General features: G+C 39.2%; 20 protein-coding genes. 12 read left to right on the top strand and 8 right to left on the bottom strand.

Annotation, left to right across the window (positions count from 1 at the left end):
- Positions 1-77 precede the first annotated feature (77 nt).
- Both GGQ60_RS01595 and GGQ60_RS01590 read left to right on the top strand, forming a co-directional pair.
- A complete protein-coding gene (locus tag GGQ60_RS01595; protein ID WP_183759643.1) occupies positions 78-914 on the top strand; it encodes a M57 family metalloprotease in 837 nt (278 codons plus the stop codon).
- A gap of 546 nt (positions 915-1,460) precedes the next feature.
- Positions 1,461-2,297, top strand: a complete 837-nt coding sequence (locus GGQ60_RS01590; RefSeq protein WP_221235853.1) for a M57 family metalloprotease — start codon at positions 1,461-1,463, stop codon at positions 2,295-2,297.
- 371 nt (positions 2,298-2,668) lie between these two features.
- On the opposite strand, the gene GGQ60_RS01585 is transcribed toward GGQ60_RS01590, so the two are convergent.
- Positions 2,669-5,176: a S9 family peptidase gene (locus GGQ60_RS01585; RefSeq protein ID WP_183759642.1), complete on the bottom strand. Its 2,508-nt coding sequence runs from the start codon at positions 5,174-5,176 to the stop codon at positions 2,669-2,671.
- Positions 5,177-5,349: 173 nt separating this feature from the next.
- Here GGQ60_RS01585 and GGQ60_RS01580 point away from each other — a divergent pair, with 173 nt between their 5' ends.
- The 3 genes from GGQ60_RS01580 to GGQ60_RS01570 all read left to right on the top strand — a co-directional run bounded on the left by GGQ60_RS01580 (position 5,350) and on the right by GGQ60_RS01570 (position 8,363).
- A complete protein-coding gene (locus tag GGQ60_RS01580) occupies positions 5,350-6,219 on the top strand; it encodes a polysaccharide deacetylase family protein (protein ID WP_183759641.1) in 870 nt (289 codons plus the stop codon).
- A 15-nt stretch (positions 6,220-6,234) separates the two neighbouring features.
- Entirely contained in the window at positions 6,235-7,101 is an 867-nt protein-coding gene (locus GGQ60_RS01575) for a polysaccharide deacetylase family protein (RefSeq protein WP_183759640.1), read from the top strand.
- A gap of 95 nt (positions 7,102-7,196) precedes the next feature.
- Positions 7,197-8,363 carry a PdaC/RsiV family protein gene (locus tag GGQ60_RS01570; RefSeq protein WP_183759639.1) on the top strand — a complete coding sequence of 389 codons (1,167 nt, stop codon included), beginning with the start codon at positions 7,197-7,199 and terminating at the stop codon, positions 8,361-8,363.
- Between the two features lie 150 nt (positions 8,364-8,513).
- Here the strand turns inward: GGQ60_RS01570 and GGQ60_RS01565 are convergent, their stop codons facing one another.
- The 3 genes from GGQ60_RS01565 to GGQ60_RS01555 form a co-directional block, all read right to left on the bottom strand.
- Complete coding sequence (locus tag GGQ60_RS01565) at positions 8,514-8,966, bottom strand: 3-oxoacyl-ACP synthase (RefSeq protein WP_183759638.1); 453 nt, start codon at positions 8,964-8,966, stop codon at positions 8,514-8,516.
- 121 nt (positions 8,967-9,087) lie between these two features.
- Entirely contained in the window at positions 9,088-9,663 is a 576-nt protein-coding gene (locus GGQ60_RS01560; RefSeq protein WP_183759637.1) for a nitroreductase family protein, read from the bottom strand.
- 165 nt (positions 9,664-9,828) lie between these two features.
- Complete coding sequence (locus tag GGQ60_RS01555) at positions 9,829-10,389, bottom strand: HEAT-like fold family protein (protein WP_183759636.1); 561 nt, start codon at positions 10,387-10,389, stop codon at positions 9,829-9,831.
- A gap of 385 nt (positions 10,390-10,774) precedes the next feature.
- Between GGQ60_RS01555 and GGQ60_RS01550 the strand changes: the two genes are divergently transcribed.
- The 5 genes from GGQ60_RS01550 to GGQ60_RS01530 all read left to right on the top strand — a co-directional run bounded on the left by GGQ60_RS01550 (position 10,775) and on the right by GGQ60_RS01530 (position 15,844).
- Positions 10,775-12,397, top strand: a complete 1,623-nt coding sequence (locus tag GGQ60_RS01550) for an ABC-F family ATP-binding cassette domain-containing protein (RefSeq protein WP_183759635.1) — start codon at positions 10,775-10,777, stop codon at positions 12,395-12,397.
- Between the two features lie 166 nt (positions 12,398-12,563).
- Positions 12,564-13,259, top strand: a complete 696-nt coding sequence (locus tag GGQ60_RS01545; protein ID WP_183759634.1) for a DUF4397 domain-containing protein — start codon at positions 12,564-12,566, stop codon at positions 13,257-13,259.
- 121 nt (positions 13,260-13,380) lie between these two features.
- Positions 13,381-13,965, top strand: coding sequence for an RNA polymerase sigma factor (locus GGQ60_RS01540; RefSeq protein ID WP_183759633.1), 585 nt, complete (start codon positions 13,381-13,383; stop codon positions 13,963-13,965).
- A complete protein-coding gene (locus tag GGQ60_RS01535) occupies positions 13,958-15,175 on the top strand; it encodes an outer membrane beta-barrel protein (protein ID WP_183759632.1) in 1,218 nt (405 codons plus the stop codon). Before GGQ60_RS01540 ends, GGQ60_RS01535 begins: the two co-directional genes overlap by 8 nt.
- 39 nt (positions 15,176-15,214) lie before the next feature.
- A complete protein-coding gene (locus GGQ60_RS01530; RefSeq protein ID WP_183759631.1) occupies positions 15,215-15,844 on the top strand; it encodes a Uma2 family endonuclease in 630 nt (209 codons plus the stop codon).
- An 83-nt stretch (positions 15,845-15,927) separates the two neighbouring features.
- On the opposite strand, the gene GGQ60_RS01525 is transcribed toward GGQ60_RS01530, so the two are convergent.
- Both GGQ60_RS01525 and GGQ60_RS01520 read right to left on the bottom strand, forming a co-directional pair.
- Positions 15,928-16,434 (bottom strand): FKBP-type peptidyl-prolyl cis-trans isomerase, encoded by a 507-nt coding sequence (locus GGQ60_RS01525; RefSeq protein ID WP_183759630.1) that lies wholly within the window; start codon positions 16,432-16,434, stop codon positions 15,928-15,930.
- 10 nt (positions 16,435-16,444) lie between these two features.
- Entirely contained in the window at positions 16,445-18,454 is a 2,010-nt protein-coding gene (locus GGQ60_RS01520; protein WP_183759629.1) for a thioredoxin domain-containing protein, read from the bottom strand.
- Positions 18,455-18,586: 132 nt separating this feature from the next.
- Here GGQ60_RS01520 and GGQ60_RS01515 point away from each other — a divergent pair, with 132 nt between their 5' ends.
- The gene (locus GGQ60_RS01515) at positions 18,587-19,684 is read left to right on the top strand and encodes a mandelate racemase/muconate lactonizing enzyme family protein (RefSeq protein ID WP_183759628.1); all 1,098 of its coding nucleotides are present in this window, start codon (positions 18,587-18,589) and stop codon (positions 19,682-19,684) included.
- Between the two features lie 170 nt (positions 19,685-19,854).
- Here the strand turns inward: GGQ60_RS01515 and GGQ60_RS01510 are convergent, their stop codons facing one another.
- The gene (locus GGQ60_RS01510; protein ID WP_183759627.1) at positions 19,855-20,751 is read right to left on the bottom strand and encodes a glycoside hydrolase family 25 protein; all 897 of its coding nucleotides are present in this window, start codon (positions 20,749-20,751) and stop codon (positions 19,855-19,857) included.
- 139 nt (positions 20,752-20,890) lie between these two features.
- Here GGQ60_RS01510 and GGQ60_RS01505 point away from each other — a divergent pair, with 139 nt between their 5' ends.
- A complete protein-coding gene (locus GGQ60_RS01505) occupies positions 20,891-22,114 on the top strand; it encodes an MFS transporter (RefSeq protein ID WP_183759626.1) in 1,224 nt (407 codons plus the stop codon).
- Positions 22,115-22,168: 54 nt separating this feature from the next.
- On the opposite strand, the gene GGQ60_RS01500 is transcribed toward GGQ60_RS01505, so the two are convergent.
- Positions 22,169-23,149, bottom strand: coding sequence for a glycoside hydrolase family 43 protein (locus GGQ60_RS01500; RefSeq protein ID WP_183759625.1), 981 nt, complete (start codon positions 23,147-23,149; stop codon positions 22,169-22,171).
- Between the last annotated feature and the right edge of the window lie 195 nt (positions 23,150-23,344).

The raw sequence follows: 23,344 nt of genomic DNA, 5'->3' as shown, positions 1-23,344 counted from the left end.
TAAATTAGGATTTATAAGGTAATCCACCAATTTTATTAACTAACTTATTTAATTTAAAAGAATCAAACCTAAACAGAATGAAAACATCCAATTTTTTATCAATGGCGGCATTGTGCCTGCTATTCACTACTTTATATTCTTGTAAGAGTAATAATACAGAAAGTGAAGTCCAAAATAAGACTGATATTTCTGCAGATAAATTAGCTAAGATTAAATCTTTAGGCTTTAGTACCGATAATCTCCGCAAAATAGACGAAGGTTATCTGGTTGAAGGCGATATCCTCTTAACCGATGATAATTTAACTGAAAATGCGAAAGGTGCAAATTTAAACATTGCCGAAACCGAACAGTACCGCACCACCAACATCGTTACCTCCTTACCGCGTGTAATTACCATTTCGGTAACTAACCTCCCTCAGGTTTATAGCGATGCGGTTAATACCATGATTTCGAGATATAACTCGCTGGGCCTTCGTATCACTTTCCAAAGAGCCGCGGCCGGAACCACTGGAAACATCAATGTTGTTGGCTTTAATGAGGGTCCGAGCGGTGGCTTTATTACCTTAGGTTCTGCAGGTTTCCCAACTTCTTCAGGTAATCCTTACAACCAGATCAGGATGAACACTAATGCAGCAGCTTATGGCACAAACCCAAATTTATTGTATCTGGCTTCAGTAATCCAGCACGAGGTTGGCCACTGCATTGGTTTCCGTCACACCGATTACATGAACCGTGCCTTCAGTTGTGGTGCGAGTGGTGCCGGCAACGAAGGTGCATCAAATGTTGGTGCAATCAGGATACCAGGAACTCCTTCCGGTCCAGATTCAGCCTCGTTTATGCTGGCCTGTTCTAATGGTGGAAACCGTACTTTTAATGCAAACGACGTAATTGCAATCAACTACCTATACAAATAAGATCAAAACTACCAAAAGGATTACCTTATAGCCTAAAAAAAAGCCTCCCAGATGCAAAAGCCGGGAGGCTTTTTTTTTAAAGAGAAATGAAGACACGAACCACGGCAAAAGAAAAACTTTGCAATTGAACAGTCTGCATTTGAAACACAAGCCCAACCTAACCAAACCTGATAGCGCCAAATAGCTCCCGATTTAATACAAATATTGTACTCAAGAGAAATTCAAATCGGGACTATAAGCAATAGCAGGGCTAAAATAACCGAAGAACTACCGGCACTGCTTTCCAAAAGAATAAGAAATAAAAGAAGTGGCGTTTTAACATTTTTTTAAAATACATTTCTATTGTTTCAAGACAGTATGTATGCCTTTAACTAGACTTAAAAAAAGACAAAATAACATAATTAAACATACAATATTGACCAAGTCATTATTTTATATAAAATTTTGGTTACATAAATTATCTTCACTAAATTGGTGATCTATAAGGTAATCCGCCAATTTTATTAACTAACTTATTCGATTTTAAAAAAATCAAACCTAAACAAAATGAAAACATCTAATTTTTTATCAATGGCAGCATTATGCCTGCTATTCACTACTCTATATTCATGTAAGAGTAATAATACAGAGAGTGAAATCCAAAATAAGACGGATATTACTGCAGACAAATTAGCTAGGATTAAATCTTTAGGCTTTAGTACCGATAATCTCCGCAAGGTAAACGAGGGTTATCTCGTTGAAGGTGACATCCTTTTAACCGAAGATAATTTAACTGAAACTTCAAAAGGGACAGATTTAAATATTGCCGAAACCGAACAGTACCGTACCACCAACATCGTTACCTCTTTACCGCGAGTAATTACCATTTCGGTAACTAACCTGCCTCAGGTTTATAGCGATGCGGTTAATACCATGATTTCGAGATATAATTCGCTGGGCCTTCGTATCACATTCCAAAGAGCCACTACCGGAACCACTGGCAATATCGATGTTGTTGGCTTCAACGAAGGTCCGAGTGGTGGTTTTATCACCTTAGGTTCTGCAGGTTTCCCAACTTCTTCAGGTAATCCTTACAATCAGATTAAAATGAATACCAACGAAGCGGCTTATGGCAGCAATCCAAATTTGTTGTACCTGGCTTCAGTAATTCAACACGAAGTAGGGCATTGTATTGGTTTCCGTCATACCGACTACATGAACCGTGCCTTCAGTTGCGGTGCCAGCGGTTCAGGTAATGAAGGTAAATCGACCGTGGGAGCAATAAGAATTCCGGGCACACCATCAAAACCAGATGCAGCTTCATTTATGCTGGCCTGCTCTAATGGTGGCGACCGTACATTTAATGCAAACGACGTAATTGCAATTAATTACCTATACAAATAAGATCAAAATAACCAAAGGATTACCTTAAACTTAAGAAAAACCTCCCAGCCTAAAAGCCGGGAGGCTTTTTTTTAAAGAGAAATGAAGACACGAACCACGGCAAAAGAAAAACTTTGCAATTGAACAGTCTACATTTGAAACACAAGCCCAACCTAACCCAACCTGATAGCGCCAAATAGCTCCCGATTTAATACAAATATTGTACTCAAGAGAAATTCAAATCGGGGCTATGGGCAATAGCAGGGCTAAAATAACCGAAGAACTACCAGTACTGCTTTCCAAAAAAACAAAAATTTGTAGAAAACAAAAATGGCTTGTGAAGACACGAACCATTGTATAGGAAGGTAGGAATTATAGTATTTGTTCAATGATTATTTCCCATTCTGCTCAATATCCCTATCCATTTCTATTAAATCAACATCGCTCGGTTCGGCAAAATCACCAATTAAGTATTTATTAAAATGATCGGCCAATTTCCAGAAGGCATACTCTGTCATATCGCCAAAACCATGGCGCTGGCCAGGAATAATCAGAAAATCGAAACGTTTACCTGCTTTCATTAATGCGTTGGCAACCCTGATCGAGTTTGCCGGATGCACGTTATTATCTACATCGCCATGCATCAACAATAAATGGCCTTTAAGGTTTTTAGCAAGATCAGGGTTTTTATCGATGCTATACTTAAATGAAGTATCGCCTTTTAAAGAAATAGTTTCTTTCACTCCATGATGTTTCTCGCTCCACCAACGGTTGTAGATGCTGTTATCGTGATTTCCGGCATTCGAAACTGCAACTTTAAAGAAATCAGGATAGACCAACATGGCCGCTGTCGACATAAAACCACCACCTGAGTGGCCTGTAATGCCCACTTTAGATTCATCTATATAAGAATATTTGGCTGTCAATTGCTCTACAGCTGTTTTTTTATCGGCTAATCCATAGTCGCGCAGGTTGCCATAACCATAAGTATGGTACCATTTAGAACGCGAAGGATTACCGCCACGGTTACCTACGGTAATTACAATGTAACCGAATTGTGCCAAACGATCGGTACGGTCCATACTTTTGCTGAACGCCTTATTTACTGCCTCTGTTTGCGGACCCGGATACACGTACTCTATAATCGGGTATTTTTTATTCGGGTCAAAATCGAAAGGTTTATACATTACACCGTATAGATCGGTAATCCCATCATCTGCTTTTACCTTAAATGGTTCCGGGAATTTATATCCGGCTGCCATTAGTAAAGAAAGGTCTGTTGTTTCCAGATCCATTACTTTTTTACCGCTGCCATCGTACAGGGTAGCTTTTGGTGCGGTATTTACCCGTGAGTAATTATCAACAAAGAAAGTACTGTTATCGTTCATATTCGACAAATGGTCGAAATCGCCGGCATTTAGTAATTTTAGGTTCGAACCATCGAAATTGATGCTGTATAAATGCAGGTAATAAGGATCTTCTTTGCCTTCACGGCCGTTAGCGGTAAAATAAAGTATGCGTTTTTTTTCATCGATATTGACAATGCTTTCGCAATGGAAAGCACCTTTGGTAATCTGGTTTTTCAATTTACCATTTTCATCAAAAAGGTAAAAATGCGCCCAGCCATCGCGTTCGCTCCAGTGGATCAGTTCTTTTCCATCATTTACCAAACCCGGCCGGTTTACTTCAACATAGGTATTAAAGCGCTCATCAATTAATGGAGTAACTTTTCCGGTGGCGATATCAACGGTACCGATATCGATACGTTTTAAATCGCGGCTGGTGCGCGAAAAATAAAAACGGCTATCGTTACCCAACCAAATTGATGGACGGAATTCGTTATCGCGGTCTTTGTTTAACGAAGGCTTGCTCCATACCGAAACACTTTGATCTTTAAATGCAGACACATTGAGTTTTTTATACGATTTTGCGGCAAAATCAAACAATAAAACCTCATCTTGCGGTGCTTCGGCCTCTCCCGGCATCTGGTATTTATAGGTTTCCAAAGTTGGGCGCCCGGGCGTAACGCTGTTAATTACCCAAAGGTCTTTCACCTTACGTGAATCGGTCCGGTCTAATACAAAATATTTCGAATTTGGCGACCAAAGTACGTAAGCACCACGGCGTTTTTTATTGTTTTTTTCATTTTCTACATTGTTTTCCCCATCGCCATCACTACCGTAAGAATAAAATTTCACCCCATCTTTGGTTAACTGATGCTCAACAATGGTACTGTCATCTTCATTTTTCACTGCTTTTTTGTAATTCTCCTTATCCATCCAGTAAAGATTATAATTACGGGAGAAGATGATAGCCGATGAATCGGGGGCTACTGAACCCCAGGTTGGTTTCGGCTTTGGCTTGCTGAAATTCGGAATTTCGGTCAGTTTTGCGGTAGCCAGTTCGTATTTAAAAGAATAGATTTTCTTCTGCATGGAATCCGCGGCTTTTTTGTCTTTGCGGTCTTTTTTCAGCTCATCAACGCTGCTTTTAACTTCAAAAGAAATGCTTTTTTCATCTGCAGCAAATTTCAGGTTTTCGAGAGGCAAATGTTCTGCATCAAAAGGATCGCGCACAACCAGCGTAATGCCTGCAGCCAGTTTAGAATTGTCGAACATCACTTTTTTGCTTTTTGATGCCGGATCAACCAGGTACCAGAATTTTCCTTTTGGGGTTTCGAAAGTATACCAGAAACGGTTGCTTAATTTTAACCAATGTGGGTCTACTGCAGTAGAGTACACCATTTTCTTCAGCTTATTCGGCGAAAAACGCGATGCAAGTTGATAATTTGCCTTAGGCTGTGGTTGGATATTTTCGGTTATGGTAAATGTTTTGGTTTGTGCGGCTATCGTTAAAGATAAAAACTGCGCACCCAGCAGGAGTTTATAAAGTTTATTCATTAAAATTTGTTTGAGCTGCTAAATTATTTAATAAAGCACATTAAATGCACTTTAGTATGTAATAAAAGAGATAGTTAGTGTAATTTATTCGCTTAAAATAATTATTAACACTATTTATTTTGATAGCTGAATAATTGGTGGATTTTATAGTTTTGTAAACCTATATCCTAAAAATGAAATACAGTTTTTTAACCATTATAAGTGCTTGCGCCATTTTAGCTGCCAGCTGCCAGTCTAAATCACAAACAGCAAATTCTGCTGATCAAGATTCTACCGTTAAAACCGTTGAAAAAGCGAATACACCAGTGGATGTTTCGAAGATAAAAGTTGCCGATGCCAAAACCATCCTGGCCCGTAAACAGGTACCTATTTTATGTTATCACCAGGTGAGAAACTGGAAGCCGACCGATGGAAAGGTGGGTAAAGATTATATCGTTGAGATACAAAACTTTAAAGACCAGATGAAAATGCTGGCCGATAGCGGTTACCACACTATTTTGCCCGACCAGCTTTATGCTTACCTGAATACAGGTGCTGCATTACCGAGCAAGCCGATTATGTTAACTTTTGATGATACCGACATGGACCAGTTTACCGTTGTACGACCAACTTTACAGAAACTGGGTTATAAAGCTGTTTATTTTATCATGACCGTTTCGATCGGAAGAAAAGGAAAGTTTGTTGATTATATGACCAAGGAGCAGATCAAACAACTTTCGGATGAAGGAAATGTTATCGGCAGCCACACCTATGATCATAAAAACTTTAAAAAATATGCGGGTAAGGATTGGGAAGAGCAATTGGATAAACCGACAAAAAAACTGGAAGAAATTACCGGCAAAAAAATGACAGAATTTGCTTATCCTTTTGGTTTATGGAATGCAGAAGGTATCCCCGAACTTAAAAAACGTGGTTTTAGAATGGCTTACCAATTGTCAACCAAACGTGATGAAAAAGACCCATTGTTTACCATTCGCCGGATAATTGCCAGCGGCTACTGGTCGCCAAAAACATTAAGCAACAGCATTAAAAACAGCTTTTAAATAAGACAATACGTGATGAAGAGTTTCTTGCTCTGTGCGGCGGTTTCTACCCTATTTTTAACCTCCTGCCAGCCCTCCAAAGCTTCAAAAGAAAAAACAGCGGTTATCAACACTGCTGAAACGGCTAAAATAGATACTGCAACTACCCCACCTGCCGATAACAAAACCATTTTGGCAAGAAGAGAGGTGCCTGTTCTGTGTTACCACCAGATCAGGAACAATATTGCCAGCGATAGTAAAAGAGCACACGATGATATTATCGCCCCTGATAAATTCAGGGAACATATGAAAATGCTGGCTGATAGTGGTTACCATTCTATTTTACCTGATCAGTTATACCAATATTTGGTTTACGGCGCTAAATTACCCGAAAAACCAATTATGATTACGTTTGACGATACAGATGAAGATCAGTTTACGGTTGGAAACACTACACTGAAAAAATATGGTTTTAAAGGGGTTTATTTTATCATGACGGTATCGATTGGCAGAAAAGGCCGTATCAATTACATGACGAAAGAGCAGATTAAACAGTTAGCTGAAGAGGGAAATACAATTGCCAGCCATACCTACGATCATAAAAACTTTGCCACTTTTACTGATGCCGACTGGACAACACAAATCGATGAACCAACCAAAAAACTGGAGCAGATTACCGGAAAAAAAGTAGAATATTTTGCTTTTCCTTACGGAGTTTTCAAATCCTCTACCCTGCATAAACTAAAAGAACATGGCTTTAAGGCTGCATTTATCCTATCTACCGCGAGAGATGAAAACTATCCGCTTTATACCATCAGGAGGATAATTGACCCCGGAAGATACACTGCAAAAAACCTTTATTACAGTATTAACAAGAGCTTTAATAAAACAAAATCTAAGTAAAAAGGTTAATTAAAAGAAGCTTAAAGTTGAAAGGTCGAAAAATGAATGCTAACATGAAAACCTTGCAGCATTAAGACGCCTATAACAAAAGCCCTATGAAATACTCTTTTTTATTATGTTTTTTCGGATTAGCAATACTCTCGGCCTGTAACAACTCCAAAAACGGGAATAATAATGCCGGAAAAACGGACAGCATTACGCAAAGCAAAGCCGAACTTACCGAAACGTTCTACAAGAGATTGGAAGGCAGCATTGCCGGGAAAAAAGTAGTTGTGCATCTGCAAAAGGTTAATGATGATGTAAGTGGGAGTTATTATTATGATGGTTCATGGCTTAACCTCTCAACCGATACCCTGATCGGTAAAGACAGCATTTTACTTACTGAATACAGTTATTATGAACCCTACTTTAAACAGGATTTTAAGTCGCCACATTTAACCTTAAAATGGACCGGGAATGGTTTTAATGGCACCTGGGAAAGCGGCGACAAAACAAAAAAATATCCGATAGCCTTAACAGAAAAATATCCCGATGGGAGTTACCGGTTCAATGCCGGCATTTACGAAGATTCGGTAAAGGCATTTGCCAATCAGTCCAAATCGCCTGCAGCACAAATCAGCTTCGAGTACCTGGAAAGCAAAAATACAGACGAATATGGCAACTGGTTAACTACCGAACTTAAAAAAATTTACGGCATCAAAGCTCAGACAGGCCTTACAACCGGCTTTAAAAATATTGCTGCTGATTATTTTAAAGACTATAAGCTGCAGGTAGCAGAACAATCAAAAGGTAGCCGTGGCAATGATTTTGAGGCCTGGCTGAACTATACCAACAACAGCCAGCAAGCTGTAAATTATAACGATAACGGTTACGTAGTGATCGATTTCCTGGCTGATACCTATACCGGTGGGGCACATGGCAATTACAGCAGCATCATGTATTGTTTGGATGTTAAGAATAAAAAACAACTGGTATTGAGCGACATTGTTGAAATAGATTCCAATACGCTGCAACGCATTTTAGAACGCAATCTCCGTAAAGAATACAATATTAAAGCCAATGATGCCTTAAGCACTGTACTTTTTGACGATTTCATTAAACCCAATAACAACTTTTATTTTAATGCCAATGGCATAGCTTTTATGTACAACCCTTACGAAGTAGCCAGTTATGCGCAAGGCCAGATTGTTGTATTTATTCCTTATATCGACTTAAAGGCTTACCTGGTACCGGCTTTTGCGCAGCGGATGGGAATAAAATGAGCTGGCAGTTATCAGTTTAATTAGCGATTGGTTAATCGGTTAATTGTTTAAACCGGTTAACTGAAAACGAATTTTGCGGTTATCATCTTAAATTAGCGGGAACTGCATTGGTTAATTATTTAAATAGGAACTGCCAATGCCAACTGTAAACTATAATATTGCTTTCACAATATAATCTTTCCCGTTAAATTTAAAGCCTTCGTCTTTCGCTTTACCTATCAATAATTTACCGATGGGCGAAGCCTGAGATACAGCAAAAAATTTCTGTCCACCGGTATTTAATTCTCCGGCACTAATGCTAATGTAGAAATTACCTTCGGAGGTTAATACCACGCTGCCATTTTTAACCAGCTGATCTGATTCTACATGTTCGATCTGTTGCAGGGCAATTTTCTGCTGCCCGGCCTCGTAAAGCAGTTTATTGTTAAGGTCTATTTCCTGCTGCATCATTTCGCGGGTGGTTTCATATTTATCGCCAGCACTGCTTTTTGTGTCGTCATTAGATGCCTGCCGGGCCTGTTGCAGCGAATATTCGATGTTTTCTATCCTGTTTTGGATAAAAGTTAAGCAAAGCTGATAGAGTTTAGATTTTAAAACAGACATTTAATTCATGGATGATGTAAGATGGACGATGTAGAATGGTTCATGGTTTGATGGTCCATAGTATAATGGTCATAAACCATTGCTAAATTAGACTCAGAACTAAAGACTCAGGACTGTAAAACTACCCTTCTATCCACCTCACCTTTTCTGCCATCGGAGTCCGGTTGGGTGTCCAGGGTTTTTCGTTATGATATCCCATATAGAACAGGCCGATACATTTTTCATCCTCACCCAGGCCTAAGAAACTCCCTAAATCGTTAATTAATGGAGGAGAGCTCCAATATGCTCCAACCTGTAAACTTTCTGCAGTTAAAGCCATATTTTGAACCGCGCAGGAAACGGCAGCCAACTCTTCCCACTCGGGTATTTTACCACTCACTTTCATGTTGATGGCGATAATACAATCGGCCTGACTTGTTTTTTCTGCAAAACTATCGTACTTTTTTTGAAGAAATTGCTGTGGAGAAACCAGCTCCTTATATAGTCTACCGAGCTCCTCACCCAATTTGGCCAGTCCAGCCTTGCGGATAACCACAAAACGCCAGGGCTGGGTTAACTTATGTGTTGGTGCGTAATTGGCTGTTTCTAAAATCTGGTTGATTACCTCAACCGGAATCTCTTTTTTTATATAGCTGGCAGGGAAAATACTGCGACGTTCTTTTATAATTTTTGATACAATATCGTATGTTGCGCTCATTTGGTAAATATAAGGTAAAAGGCGGAAGTTAGATAAGGCGTAAGGTTGGAGGTGTAGGGTTTAGGGCTAAATGCACTAAGATTTGACTCTGCGTTAACCAAAGAAAAATTTGAGGGCTAAGAAAAGACCAACTAAAATTGCCAACCAATTGTTAACTGAAAACTGTCAGCTGCGAATTGATAACTGTTTCCTGACCTGTTTAACTTTTGCAAAAAAAGCTATACTTTCTTTATCTACCAGGAAATCCATGGTTTGCAACAATTCTTCCCTGATCCAGCTGTGTTTGACATTTAAATTGGCTAAAATATTCAAACAATGTGATTTTACAGCCACAGGGATCTTCTCATCAATCAACCAGGCAAAAACAACCTCAACCAAATGACCGGTATCATAACCGGCGATAACCTTCCTGATTTCGATCGGGGCATTTTTCCTGGTCATAAAGGCCAGTATTTTAACATAATGCCGCAATGCCGATAAATTGGCCTGCTTTGGAAATTTCTCCAGGAAATACAGCACAAAGAGTAAAAACCTATGCTGATGGGCGGTGTATACATGCTCTAAAATCCATGCGGCCCGGAATCCGACCTGTTCATCATGATAAAAACTTAAATCGATCAGGTCTTTCGCCGAAAAGGTTTCTTCAGAAGCTATGGCCGCTAATTTTTCTACTTTGCTTTTCTGAAGGGTAGTTTTAATGTTTTCGAGCAAGGTGTGGTTTAGCATGAGGCTAAAATAAATATTTTAAAACAGAGTACCTCAAGATAAATTGTCATTCCCAACTGGGTTGGGAAGCTTAACACCATACGCTGTCTGAATTAAGATTCTGACTTAAGACCATTTATTTATCTTCTTAATTTAAAGCTTTGGGGTTTAACAACTGGCCAAAAGCTGCCCCCTTTGTAAAATAAACCCGGTAGCAGCGAACACGGAGTTAAACGGAGTAAAGCGGATAACGGGGCTCCACCTGCCACAAAGAACCAGGCCCTACATTTCCTACCCCTTCCAACTTATAAAAGTTCAGTATTAAAACTTTCCAACAACCAAACTATTAAACACTTTCCTTCCCTCAACCTTTTTGCGTATCTTTGCGGCTTATTTCAATTATAGCATGATTTCAGTTTCTAATTTATCGTTACGGTACGGCAAACGCACATTATTTGAAGATGTTAACCTAAAATTTACCCAGGGCAATTGCTATGGTGTAATTGGGGCTAACGGTGCAGGTAAATCTACTTTCCTGAAAATTTTATCAGGAGAAGTTAGTCAAACCTCGGGTAGCGTAGCTTTTACTCCGGGCGAAAGAATGGCGGTTTTAAAACAAAACCACTATGAATTTGATGAGTTTTCGGTATTAGAAACCGTAATGATTGGCCATAAAGAACTTTATGCCATCATGAAAGAAAAAGATGCCATTTATATGAAGGAAGATTTCTCAGAGAAAGATGGCGAACGCGCCGGAGAGCTTGAAAATCTTTTTGCAGAAATGGATGGCTGGAATATGGAAAGCAACGCTGCCACCATGTTGAGCAATTTGGGCATAGCCGAAGAAGACCACTATAAATTGTTAAAAGAACTGGATAATACGCAAAAAGTACGTGTGTTATTGGCGCAGGCCCTGTTTGGCAATCCGGATATTTTGTTATTGGATGAGCCTACCAACGATTTGGATATTGAAACCATTGCCTGGTTAGAAAACTTTTTGGCCGACTACCAGAATATTGTATTGGTTGTATCTCACGACAGGCACTTTTTAGATGCTGTTTGTACCCATATTGTGGATATCGACTTCGCTAAAATGAGTATTTATACCGGTAACTATTCTTTCTGGTACGAATCGAGCCAACTGGCCTTAAAACAGCGCAGCGACCAGAATAAGAAGATGGAGGATAAGGTAAAGGAACTTCAGGAATTTATCCGCAGATTCAGTGCAAATGCTTCTAAATCAAAACAGGCTACTTCCCGTAAAAAAGCTTTGGATAAGATTGATATCGCGGAAATTAAGGCGTCGAGCAGAAAATACCCGGCTATTATATTCAACAATACCGGTCGTGAAGCCGGCGACCAGATTTTACAGGTAGAAAACCTGAGCAAAAACGGGAACGATGGTGTATTGTTCGATAAAATCACTTTCATGGTAAATAAAGGGGATAAAATTGCCGTTTTATCTCAGAACAGTTTAGCCACCGCGGCCTTTTATGATATTTTAACCGGCAGGGATACAGATCATAAAGGAGAATTTAAGTGGGGTGTTACCATCAGCACAGCCGATATCCCGAACGATAACTCTGCGTATTTTGCCGGTAAAGATGAAAACCTTGTTGATTGGCTACGCGAATACTCCGGAACGGATGCCGATGAGCAGTTTGTGCGCAGCTTTTTAGGCAGGATGTTATTCTCAGGTGAAGAGGTACTTAAAAACGTAAAAGTGCTTTCGGGAGGTGAAAAAATGCGCTGCATGTTCTCCAGAATGATGCTGCAACAGGCCAATTTATTAATGTTTGATGAGCCTACCAACCACCTTGATCTCGAATCTATCGAAGCCCTGAACAACGGTATGAAAGATTTTAAAGGTACCATCCTGTTTACTTCACGGGATCACCAGTTAACGGAAACGGTGGCCAACCGCATTATCGAGATCACACCAAAAGGTACGATCGATAAATTAATGACTTATGATGAGTACATTAACAGTAGCGATGTTGCCAAACTCCGCGAAGAAATGTATGCGTAAGCCTTCGTTATAAAATACAGCGTTAAAGCCACATGCAACACCATGTGGCTTTTTCTTTATAAAAAATTTAGAACGACTGTAGCGTTTTCGTCTCATAAACCGTTTTACAAGAAAAAACGTTAATGGCCATTAACCAATTTGCTTTATAAATTGATTTAACATTAAAATGAAAACGAATTTGAAAAATTTTAGCATTACGGCAAAAATTATACTCTCTCTCTTTGCAATAACTTTAACCATTACCGCCTGTAAAAAGGATTTCAATAATGATCCGATAGAAGCAGCAGGAATTGGTTTTGTACATGCATCGCCAGGTACAGGCCCCCTGGATTTTATTCTGGACAATCAAAAAATAAACTTTTTTACCTACACTAAGGATTTAGGATATTATGCAGCTTACCCGGGAATAAGACTGGCAGGTGTGGCTAAAAAAGATTCTTTAAAATATTTAACAACTTCTTCTGTCAGTTTAAAATCAGGATCATTTTATTCGGTATTTGTTGTTGACACGTTAAAATCGACAAAACTCTTAGTTCTTGAAGATGATTTAAAAGCACCTGAAACAGATAAGGCCAAAGTTCGTTTTGTAAACTTAAGTCCTGGAACGGCTACCTACGATTTAGCGATAGCCGGAACCGATGCGCCTTTATTTACCGCAAAAGCTTTCAAAGAATTTACCACCTTTACCAATATTGCACCTAATGACAGTTATACTTTTCAATTGAAGCAAAGCGGTACCGTTAAGGTAAGTTTACCCTCAATTAAAATTGAAAAAGGAAAGATTTATACCATTTGGGCGAAAGGTTTAACCAGTAAAACGGATAGTACCGGACTGGGTTTATCGGTAATGACGAATAAATAAGAAAATCCACTCTACCTGTGAGATCGAAAATTAGCACCGTCCAAAAATTGGGCGGTGTTATTTTCTTAAATTTGCAAGCAATTAATCATGATAAACCTTTAATAAATAGTCCTTTACAAGGGTGATAAAAAAAATACTCAGTTTTGAGGAAATTTTAAAAGGCTGTGTAAAAAACGACAATAGCTGTAAAGAAATGATGTACAAATCATTTTATGGCTATTTAATGGGCATTATTTTAAGGTATACCAAGAACACTTCAGACAGTGAAGAGCTTGTAAACGACAGTTTTATCAAGATTTTTAAACATGTTGCCGGCTTTAAGGCCCCCAATAATCCTGAAGAACTGCTTCGGTCGTTTAAAGGCTGGATTGCCCAGATTGCTTCAAGAACTGCAATAGATAAAATACGGAGTTCGAAGGTGCAGTACTACGTAGATGACCTGGCTGAAAATGAACATCCGGTTGCACCGGTTTCGGTTGCTTCAGAACTTCATGTTAACGATATTTTAAATTTATTAAATCACTTACCAGACACACAAAGACTGGTGTTTAACTTATACGAAATTGAAGGTTTTGCACACGATGAGATATCGAAGATGCTGAATATCCCTGAAAGTTCGAGCCGCGTGTATTTAACGCGTTCTAAAAATAAGTTACGTACCCTTTATTTAAATACCATGGTCAATTCATACGAGAAAAATGGATAAGGAATTAATTGAGCATATTGCCACGCAGCTCAAAAACCATGAGGAAACTTATCCTGCTGGTGCTTGGGAGCGCTTTTCGGAGAAAGAAAAGAAGAAAAGGGGAATAGTATATTGGCCCTTCTGGGCTGCTGCTGCCCTGATTTTGGTTTTTGGCGGCGTATTTTTCATCCTGAACAATGTCAGTCAAAAAACTGATCTTGCAACTGTTAAACCTAAAACACCACAAAACTCAATCACCGGGCTTAATCACCACGCTCCTGCAAAAAACAGCGCCGACCGATTAAATGAAAATACCATTGTTTTAAACAACCTTAATGGAACTGAGCTTCCAATTAAAACTGCAGAAAGAACAACTTTACCCCTTGAAGCAAACAATCACTTCGGTGATGCCGATAATTCGGGTTATTTAGTGCCTGTAAACGATAATGTATTAGACAATAAGCTTGCGGGTAACCGCATTTCGGCTTTTAGCTCTAAAAACTTTGAGATTTTAACCGAAAACAAAAAAACGCTGCCAAATAAAAAAATAACATTTGAGGAATTGTTAGCAAAGGATAGTCGTGCAGATCAGCAAAAGGCCTCCTCTAAAACCAATGAAAATTCGAAATGGCAACCTGATGTATATGTTGCCCCTGCTATGGGTAACGACAATAAAGTAAACATGAATTACGGATTTTCTTTATCGTATGCCATTGCCAACAAGTTATCAATAAGCTCTGGTATATCATATGCCTCAATCAGTGCAACAGAATCGCTAGACGCTTCTGCACCACAAACCCTATCAGGCAAAAATCTGGCTGCTGTTGATGCTAAAGTACGCGGAATTAATATTCCTTTAGAATTAAAATACAATATCAGTGATAAGCTTTATACGAATATTGGGGTTTCTGCACTTGCCGTTTTAAACAATTCGCAGCAAAACAGTTATATCGTAAACCAGGTTCAGAGCTTTTCTTCCCCGGCAGTAAATGGTTATGCCGATTCCAAAACCCTAATCGTGAAGGAAAAAACGGTTGAGCCACAGCCCGAAGCCAGTATAGACCCTGATAAATATATCGGATTTTACAATTTCTCTCTGGGCTATAAGCAAAAAATATCCAAAAAGAATAATATTTCGATAGAGCCCTTTTTAAGGCTGCCTATGAAAACTTTTTCTAAAGAAAACCTTAACCTTACCAATGGTGGACTGCGGCTGAAAATTGATTTCTAAAAAACTAAGATATTTAGTATATTTGGTTAAATACCTCATATGAAAAATATCAAGCCATATCCTACCGAAGAAGAGCTTCCTCCTATTAAAACCCTTAATGAGGTAGATTTTTCTGCTATTTACAGTTATGCAGACTATATGCGTTTTGAATTTGAAGAGCGTTTAGAAATTATTAAAGGCTACATTTTTGAAATGAGCCCAGCTCCTTCCAGGATTCATCAGAAAATATCAGGAAGAATCTATGTACCAATTTACAATGCCTTAAATGGCCATCAATGCGAAGTTTATTCAGCACCTTTTGATGTACGTTTAGCTAAGAAAACGCAAGATGACAGAGATGTTTTTACCGTAGTTCAACCCGATATTGTGGTGGTATGTGATCCTGCTAAACTCGATAAACGGGGCTGCATTGGAGCACCAGATATCGTTGTAGAGATTCTATCACCTGGCAATAATAAAAAGGAACTGATCAACAAATATGAAGTGTACGAAGAAGCTGGTGTTAAAGAATACTGGATTGTAAGTTCTTCGGATAAAACATTTTTCAGGTATATCCTCGATGACAAAGGCAAGTTTCAGCCTACCAAACTGCTTACCGAGGGCGAAGAAGTCACTACCAGGATAATACCCGGCTTTAAACTTGTTTTAGAAGAGGTTTTTCAGGATTAGGCATAGATATCAACAAAAGAGCCAGGTTTAAACGGCAATTGCTATTTAAACCTGACTCCTTTGAAATCGATATGTTATATTATTTAGTGACCTGAATGTCCATCAGCTCCATGTGCATGACCATGCGCCAATTCGTCTTGAGTTGCTTCACGTACATTTAAAATCACGCCGCTGAACAATAAATTTTTACCAGCCATTGGGTGATTTAAATCTACTGAAATGGTTTCATCGTGAACTGCAGTAACGCCTGCCCTGAACTGATTACCGTTATTATCTTGTAGAGGGATTACATCACCAACATTTGGCAGTTCGCCACCTGCTTCGGTAAACATTGTTTTTGGCAGGTCGGCAAAAGCCCCTGGATCGATGTCGCCATAACCATCTGCTGCAGATAGCTCGAAAGCATACTCATCGCCAGTTTTTAAACCGGTTAAATGCTCTTCAAATTTAGGCAACATCATGCCAACGCCATATAAAAATACTAAAGGATTTTGTTCGTCAGCTTTTTCTACAAAAACTTGTTGTCCTTCTTCGTTAGTAGTATGCAATTCGTAAGTTAACGCTACTACAGAGTTTGGTGAAATATTCATTTAAATTAATTTATTGTACATACAATAATGCTTCCTCAACAGTGTTAACCGGCAACTGGCATACTTTATTTCGGCAAATATAAACTTTTGTTTCATTGCTTTGCTTACCTTTTAACAGCGGGAGGTTACTTTTTGTTCCACCCAATGTAATTTTGTTTGGAATATAATGGCCGCTTAATGCTAATTTAATACTATCGGTTTCGAAACCGGTTATGGCAATTTCATTTATACCGTAAATTTCATTTAACAACTGAATGGCCCAGTTTGAGTAGGCAGAACCATAGCTTTTAATCCTCGGATGAACCGCAGCGAGCATTTCAGAAGCTTTTTCAGTATATTCTTCTACATCAAAAAGCAAACCCAGTTTCTTTAAGTTCTGCGCCATGGTGGAGTTTGAGGCCGGGATAACGTTATCCATCACTTCATGTTTACGGGCAATTAAATCTTCACTTTCTGCAGAGGTATAAAAAAACATTGGCGAATCTGCATCTGTAAAATTAGCCATCACATAACCGGTCAATAATTTCGCTTCTTCTAACCATTTTTCATCAAAATCGGCTTCATACAAAGCAATCAGCGCTTCAATAAAAAAGGCATAATCGTCTAAGAACCCTGTAATGGAAGCTTTCCCGTTCTTGTAGTTACGGTATAAACCGCCATTTTCTGATTTTAAGTGGTTTAAAATAAAATTAGCTGCAGTTGAGGCTTTTTCGTAATAGGGTTGGTGATTGAATACTTCGGCCGCATCGGCTAACGCTTTGATCATCATTCCATTCCAGGCGGTTAAACATTTATCATCCAAACCTGGTCTGATCCTTTTGCTACGCACAGCCAATAATTTTTCTTTAGCTGCGTTTACCTTATCGTAAAGCACCCCGGCTGTAATGTTAAATTTCGCCAGTAAATCGTCATCACCAATTGTTTTTCGGAGGATATTAGTTTGTTCTTCTTCCCAGTTACCTTCTTCGGTAATGTTGTAATAGGCGCCAATCAATTGAGCATCTTCGCCCAAAACCTGGTCGAATTCTGCTTTATCCCAAACGTAAAACTTACCTTCTATCCCTTCGCTATCCGCATCCAGTGCCGAATAGAATAAGCCCTCTGCAGAAGTCATCTCATCAGCAACCCAATTTATCGTTTCCACCACGGTCTGTTTAAAGGAATCGAATTTGGTACACTGGTAAGCTTCGGTATATAAACTGATCAATTGTGCATTATCGTAAAGCATTTTTTCGAAGTGAGGCACATGCCATTTATCATCAACCGAATACCGGGCAAAGCCTCCCCTAATCTGATCGTAAATCCCACCCCTGCTCATTTCTTCGAGCGTATGGCAAACCGCCGTAAAAACAGATTCATCGTCTTTTAAAAAGCCATAACGCAATAAAAACACCCAATTATTGGGCAAAGGAAATTTTGGAGCCCGGTTATAACCTCCGTAACCAATATCGAAATGACGTTTCCAGGGATCGATAATTTCAGTTAAATGTTCGTGGGTATATTCTTCTGCTGTTTCCACAGCGATTATCTTTTCACTGTCTTTGATCCCCGAAGTTAAACGCTCGGCATATTGAATGGCTTTATCGGGTTCATTTGTCCAAAGGGCAGCCACATTTTCCAGAATATTGATCCAATCGTTTTTACGGAAATAAGTTCCGCCATAAATCGGACGCTGATCGGGCAAACAGATGCAGTTTAAAGGCCAGCCTCCACTACCGGTCATAAGTTGGATGGCATACATGTAAATCTGGTCAATATCCGGGCGTTCTTCCCTATCAACCTTAATACACACAAAATGCCGGTTCATCACTTCGGCAACTTCATGATTTTCGAAACTTTCGCGCTCCATTACATGGCACCAATGGCAGGCCGAGTAGCCAATACTCACCAAAATCAGTTTGTTTTCGGCTTTTGCTTTTTCTAATGCCTCTACACCCCATTCGTACCACTCAACAGGATTATGGGCATGTTGAAGCAAATAAGGCGATGAGGCGTGGATTAAATTATTGGTTTCTGACATGGCATGGCTTGTAAAAGGTAAGAAAGAAAGTGGAATTTTAATTTGAGGCGTAAATCTATTAATATTCTACAAACCTGTTCCTATTTAGTTTTTGTTTTTATACTTTAGTCTGAAATCCAGCCTTAAAAAAAAATGAAAATTACCCATACCGAAATATACCGCTTCAGCATCCCCATGGAACCTTTTGTGATTGCCACCGGAACCATGCATTTTGCACAAAATGTATTGGTACGCATTTACACCGATACCGGCATTCATGGTATTGGCGAATGCTCGGCATTTCCGATGATTGTAGGCGAAACACAGGAAACCTGCATTGCCATGGCCAAAGACTTTGCCGCCATTTTAAAAGGTAAAGATCCCTTAGATATTCCGGAGCGGATGAACGACCTGCTGGGCTATGCTGATCACAACAGCACCATTAAAAGTGCTTTCGATATGGCTTTATTTGATCTTGCTGCCAAAAATGCAGGCTTACCACTTTATAAATTCCTCGGTGGAACTAAACGTATTATAGAAACCGATATGACGATCGGTATAGATACACCAGAGGGAATGGCCGCTACAGCTTTAAAATATAAAAGCCAGGGCTGCCGGATTTTAAAAATTAAGCTGGGCAAAAAAGTACATGATGATATAGAAAGGGTAAAACATATCCGTGAGGCCGTAGGTGAAGATTTGATTTTACGCCTGGATGCCAACCAGGGCTGGAGTTTTGATGATGCTTTATTCGCTTTAGGTGAATTGGAAAAATATAATATCGAGTTTTGCGAACAACCCATGCGCACCTGGTACGATGATAAATTACCCGAACTGAACCTTAATTCGCCAATTAAATTAATGGCTGATGAAAGCTGCTACAATCACCACGACGCCCGGAAACTGATCAATAGCCAGTCAACCACTTACCTGAACATTAAATTTTCAAAATCCGGAGGTATTTTAGAGGCGCAAAAAATCCATGAAGAAGCCTTACAACGGGGTGTGAAATGTATGATTGGCAGCATGCTCGAAACCAGGATTGCTTTAAGTGCCAACCTGCATTTTGCTTATGCGAGTCCGAATGTAGAATTTTTTGACTTAGATACCGCACTATTGGGGCACCTGGTTGATCCGGTTGTTGGTGGCCTTACCTACAACGGCTACTTTCTTGATGTTCCCGAAGAAATTGGTATTGGTGCTGAAGCCGATGAATTTTTCTTAGCAGAATGTGAAAGCTGGACTATTTAGTTCAGTTGTTCAATAGTCAATGGTTTATTAGTTTTCAGGTATGGCGCCCATTACATAACGTAGTTTAGCGTTTATGGTTTAGCATGATAGTTTGGAGTTGAGCGTTTGGCGCTTGGAGTCGCTTAACCGATTGATTTAAACAATTAACCAGTTAACCCACAAACTAACGACTAGTGAACCAATAACCTATCAAGCGCCAGGCTATCGCCGTTAAAAGCATTAAAATCGACCACGTGACCGATTCCGTTAATTTTGGCTTTATCAGAATGCTGCCAAAATTTCCATCGACTTTTGTCCATCCTTAACTTTGGCTGATAATAATGGGCAATCCATAAGGGATAATCGTCAAAATAACCCGCCAGGTAATCATCATAAAATTTAAGCCCGGTGTAAACAATCGGTCTTACTTTTGTTTTCATTTCGATGTAATTGAGGAAATCAGAAAGTTCGGCCCTCATTTTTAGCGGTGAAACGCCGTCTAAAGATTCAATATCTACTACAGGTGGCAAATCGCCTTTCTCGATATTTACCACTTGCAAGAAAAATTTAGCCTGCGTTTTGCCATCCTTTTTTGGCCTGAAAAAATGATACGCACCACAAATTATGCCTGCTTTTGGGGCTTCGCGCCAGTTACGCTGAAAATAGGGGTCAACCAACATTAAGCCTTCCGTTGCTTTGATAAAGGCAAAGCGAATACTCACCTCATCCTCCTTCATTTCTTTTACTTTTTGCCAGTTTATTTTACCCTGATAGTAAGAAACATCAATCCCGTGAACGGTATATTTTTTTGGGATCCTGATGTTAAAACTTTCATAAGTTCTGTAATTCGGATCTTGTCCCCAATCTCTAACCCAGCTCCAGGTTGCCACAAAACCTTGTAATACATAGCCATAATAAAAGGGAGAAAGTAAAATCAATAATAAACCTGCTATTACCAATTTAAGCTGAACCGAAAGCACCGCTTTCTTTTTTCTACCTGACGTAGATTTTCTGGTTACAGTTTTTTTAGCAGCAGGCTTCCTGGCAACAGGGCCTTTATTGATTGGGGTTCTTTTCTCTGGGGGCATTTGATCGGTTTCCGGATGCAAATTTGTAAAATTTACGGGATATTTTTTTGCACAACTTTTTTAGTTTAATACAGGATATGGAATTCAGATGATTAATTAATACCTCGCTTTTGGTATTTTTACAACATCCGGAATTACCATGTTCAAACTCATTTTTAATACTTATAAAGCATCTTTTAGCGGCCTCAGTCGCGAAACCTGGTTATTAAGCATCGTAATGATGTTTAACAGGTGTGGCAGCATGGCCGTTCCATTTATGGGCTTATACGTTACCCAAAGCCTGCACCGGTCGGAAATGGATGCAGGTTTAATCATCACCTTATTTGGTGTGGGTTCTATTTTAGGCTCTGCAACCGGAGGAAAACTAACAGACATGATTGGGTTCAGGCCGGTACAGATTCTTTCATCCATTATCGGGGGATTGTTGTTCATCTTATTTTCTACCATTACCCATTTTTCTACCCTTTGTGTATTGGCAGTCGTAATCAGCTTTTTTTCTGAAGCTTTCAGACCGGCAAATTTCACTGCTGTGGCCCATTATGCAAAAGAAAATACCATTACCCGATCCTATTCGCTTAACCGGCTGGCGGTAAATATAGGTTGGTCGGCGGGGATTAGTATGGCTGGGATTATTGCCTCCATCAACTATAAGCTATTGTTTATTGTAGAAGGTTCTGTAAGTATCCTGGTTGGACTTTCTATTCTGTTTTTGCTGCCTAAAGTGAAGGATTTTATCAAAAAAGCGAAAGAAACCCGCAATAACATGGTTATTTTAAAACCATGGGAAGATGGTTTTTATGTAAGATTTATTCTTTTAACCACCCTCTTTATTACCTGTGCTTTTCTGATGTTTAGGGTTGTGCCCGTATTTTTTAAAGAAGAATGGCATATCAACGAATTTGCCATCGGTATTATTATCGGCTTAAACGGCGCAATAATCGCGCTCTTCGAAATGATTATGATCAATAAAATTGAAAAGAAAAAGTCGCCTATGTTTTTTATCATCATCGGTGCAATTTTCTTTTCTGTTTCTTACCTGTTGTTAAGTGCACCGGTTATTTTTCATGTCGTATCAGCCGCATTAACCATTGTAACTTTTACAATAGGCGAAATGTTTGTATTACCATTTATAAATACCATTGTTATCAGCCGCAGTAATGCCCATAACAGGGGATTATATGCAGCAGGTTATACTTTGAGTTGGTCGTGCGCACAGGTTATCGGGCCGTATTTTGGTTTTTTAATTGCCAAACAATTGGGTTATAACTGGCTTTGGTTTGGATTGGCATGTATCCTTTTGCTTTGCGCCTATGGCTTTAGCGTGTTGAATAAACGTCAGCAGCCTGTATTGAAAACAAATTAGTTTACAGTGGAAACCTCCCCACTGTAAACTAAAAATATGAGTTAAAAAGGCAAACTATTTCACTTTTTGGGCTTTAACACCTTCATTGGTAATTTTTACAGGCAAAATCATACCATCTGCATCGAATTTCATTTCATCGATACAGGTAACACGGTGGTTGCCATCGGTTTCGCTTAATGGCCTGCGGTGATATACAATATAATAGGCACCTTTTTTCTCATTGATAATTACCGAATGATGCCCTGCCCCGGTTGCTATGGCCGGATCTTGTTTTAAGATTTTGCCCACACGTTTAAATGGCCCGAAAGGCGAATCTCCGATGGCATAGGCTACAGAATAATCAGGACCGGTCCAACCACCCTCGCTCCACATGAAATAATATTTACCGTTCCTGATAAACATATAAGGTCCTTCAACATAATTATCGGGCGTAATTTCTTTAAAGGTTGTACCATCTTCAAAAGGTAAAAACCCACTAAAATCTTTGTTCAGTTTGGCAATGTTGCAATGTTTCCATCCACCATAAATTAAATAATACTGTCCATCTTTATCTTTAAACACAAACTGATCAATAGGTTGTGCACCATTGTAGAATTTATCAACCAAAGGTTTACCTAAATGATCTTTATAAGGTCCCTCAGGCTTATCGGCCACTGCCACTCCAATCCCACCGATTTCTTGATCATTCTGAATATCGTTAGCGCCGAAAAACAAATAGTATTTTTTGTCTTTTTGCACTATTGCGGGTGCCCACATCGCTTTATTGGCCCATTTTATCGCGGCGGTATCTAAAATACGGGGATGCTTTTCCCATTTCACCAAATCGTCAGACGAAAAGGCATCTAAAAATACCTGTTCCCGGTACTTTGCCGAATAGGTTGGGTAAACCCAGTATTTTGAGTTAAAAATAGCGGCGTCAGGATCGGCATACCAACCTTGAAAAATAGGGTTTCCAGACTGCTTAATCGTTTTAGTATCTTGAGCAAAAGAAGTGATGCCGGATAAAAGTAAAAGAGATGTAAATAAATATTTCATGGGTACAAGTTAGAAAAAAATCTGTGGTTTAAAAATTAATTAACCACCGAGGAAACAGAGACGGTGCACAGAGCACACTAAGTTTGGCCATAGATAAAATCGGGCAAATTTAACTGCAAAGCGTGCTAAGAGAAAGCGAAGAATGCTGAGTTTCAAACTTAAAATTGTTTTTGGAAAGCAGTTGTAGTGCTTTAT

It is taken from the genome of Pedobacter zeae (assembly GCF_014196715.1).
Lineage (GTDB): Bacteria > Bacteroidota > Bacteroidia > Sphingobacteriales > Sphingobacteriaceae > Pedobacter > Pedobacter zeae.
The sequence above is the reverse complement of the archived record's forward strand: the minus strand, read 5'-3'. Positions and strand labels throughout refer to the sequence as shown.

Coding starts and splice junctions, on each gene's coding strand:
- GGQ60_RS01530 (WP_183759631.1), top strand. CDS start 15,215: ATGAAAAATATCAAGCCATATCCTACCGAAGAAGAGCTTCCTCCTATT.
- GGQ60_RS01570 (WP_183759639.1), top strand. CDS start 7,197: ATGAAATACTCTTTTTTATTATGTTTTTTCGGATTAGCAATACTCTCG.
- GGQ60_RS01545 (WP_183759634.1), top strand. CDS start 12,564: ATGAAAACGAATTTGAAAAATTTTAGCATTACGGCAAAAATTATACTC.
- GGQ60_RS01550 (WP_183759635.1), top strand. CDS start 10,775: ATGATTTCAGTTTCTAATTTATCGTTACGGTACGGCAAACGCACATTA.
- GGQ60_RS01555 (WP_183759636.1), bottom strand. CDS start 10,389: ATGCTAAACCACACCTTGCTCGAAAACATTAAAACTACCCTTCAGAAA.
- GGQ60_RS01505 (WP_183759626.1), top strand. CDS start 20,891: ATGTTCAAACTCATTTTTAATACTTATAAAGCATCTTTTAGCGGCCTC.
- GGQ60_RS01575 (WP_183759640.1), top strand. CDS start 6,235: ATGAAGAGTTTCTTGCTCTGTGCGGCGGTTTCTACCCTATTTTTAACC.
- GGQ60_RS01515 (WP_183759628.1), top strand. CDS start 18,587: ATGAAAATTACCCATACCGAAATATACCGCTTCAGCATCCCCATGGAA.
- GGQ60_RS01565 (WP_183759638.1), bottom strand. CDS start 8,966: ATGTCTGTTTTAAAATCTAAACTCTATCAGCTTTGCTTAACTTTTATC.
- GGQ60_RS01525 (WP_183759630.1), bottom strand. CDS start 16,434: ATGAATATTTCACCAAACTCTGTAGTAGCGTTAACTTACGAATTGCAT.
- GGQ60_RS01520 (WP_183759629.1), bottom strand. CDS start 18,454: ATGTCAGAAACCAATAATTTAATCCACGCCTCATCGCCTTATTTGCTT.
- GGQ60_RS01580 (WP_183759641.1), top strand. CDS start 5,350: ATGAAATACAGTTTTTTAACCATTATAAGTGCTTGCGCCATTTTAGCT.
- GGQ60_RS01585 (WP_183759642.1), bottom strand. CDS start 5,176: ATGAATAAACTTTATAAACTCCTGCTGGGTGCGCAGTTTTTATCTTTA.
- GGQ60_RS01500 (WP_183759625.1), bottom strand. CDS start 23,149: ATGAAATATTTATTTACATCTCTTTTACTTTTATCCGGCATCACTTCT.
- GGQ60_RS01535 (WP_183759632.1), top strand. CDS start 13,958: ATGGATAAGGAATTAATTGAGCATATTGCCACGCAGCTCAAAAACCAT.
- GGQ60_RS01510 (WP_183759627.1), bottom strand. CDS start 20,751: ATGCCCCCAGAGAAAAGAACCCCAATCAATAAAGGCCCTGTTGCCAGG.
- GGQ60_RS01590 (WP_221235853.1), top strand. CDS start 1,461: ATGAAAACATCTAATTTTTTATCAATGGCAGCATTATGCCTGCTATTC.
- GGQ60_RS01595 (WP_183759643.1), top strand. CDS start 78: ATGAAAACATCCAATTTTTTATCAATGGCGGCATTGTGCCTGCTATTC.
- GGQ60_RS01560 (WP_183759637.1), bottom strand. CDS start 9,663: ATGAGCGCAACATACGATATTGTATCAAAAATTATAAAAGAACGTCGC.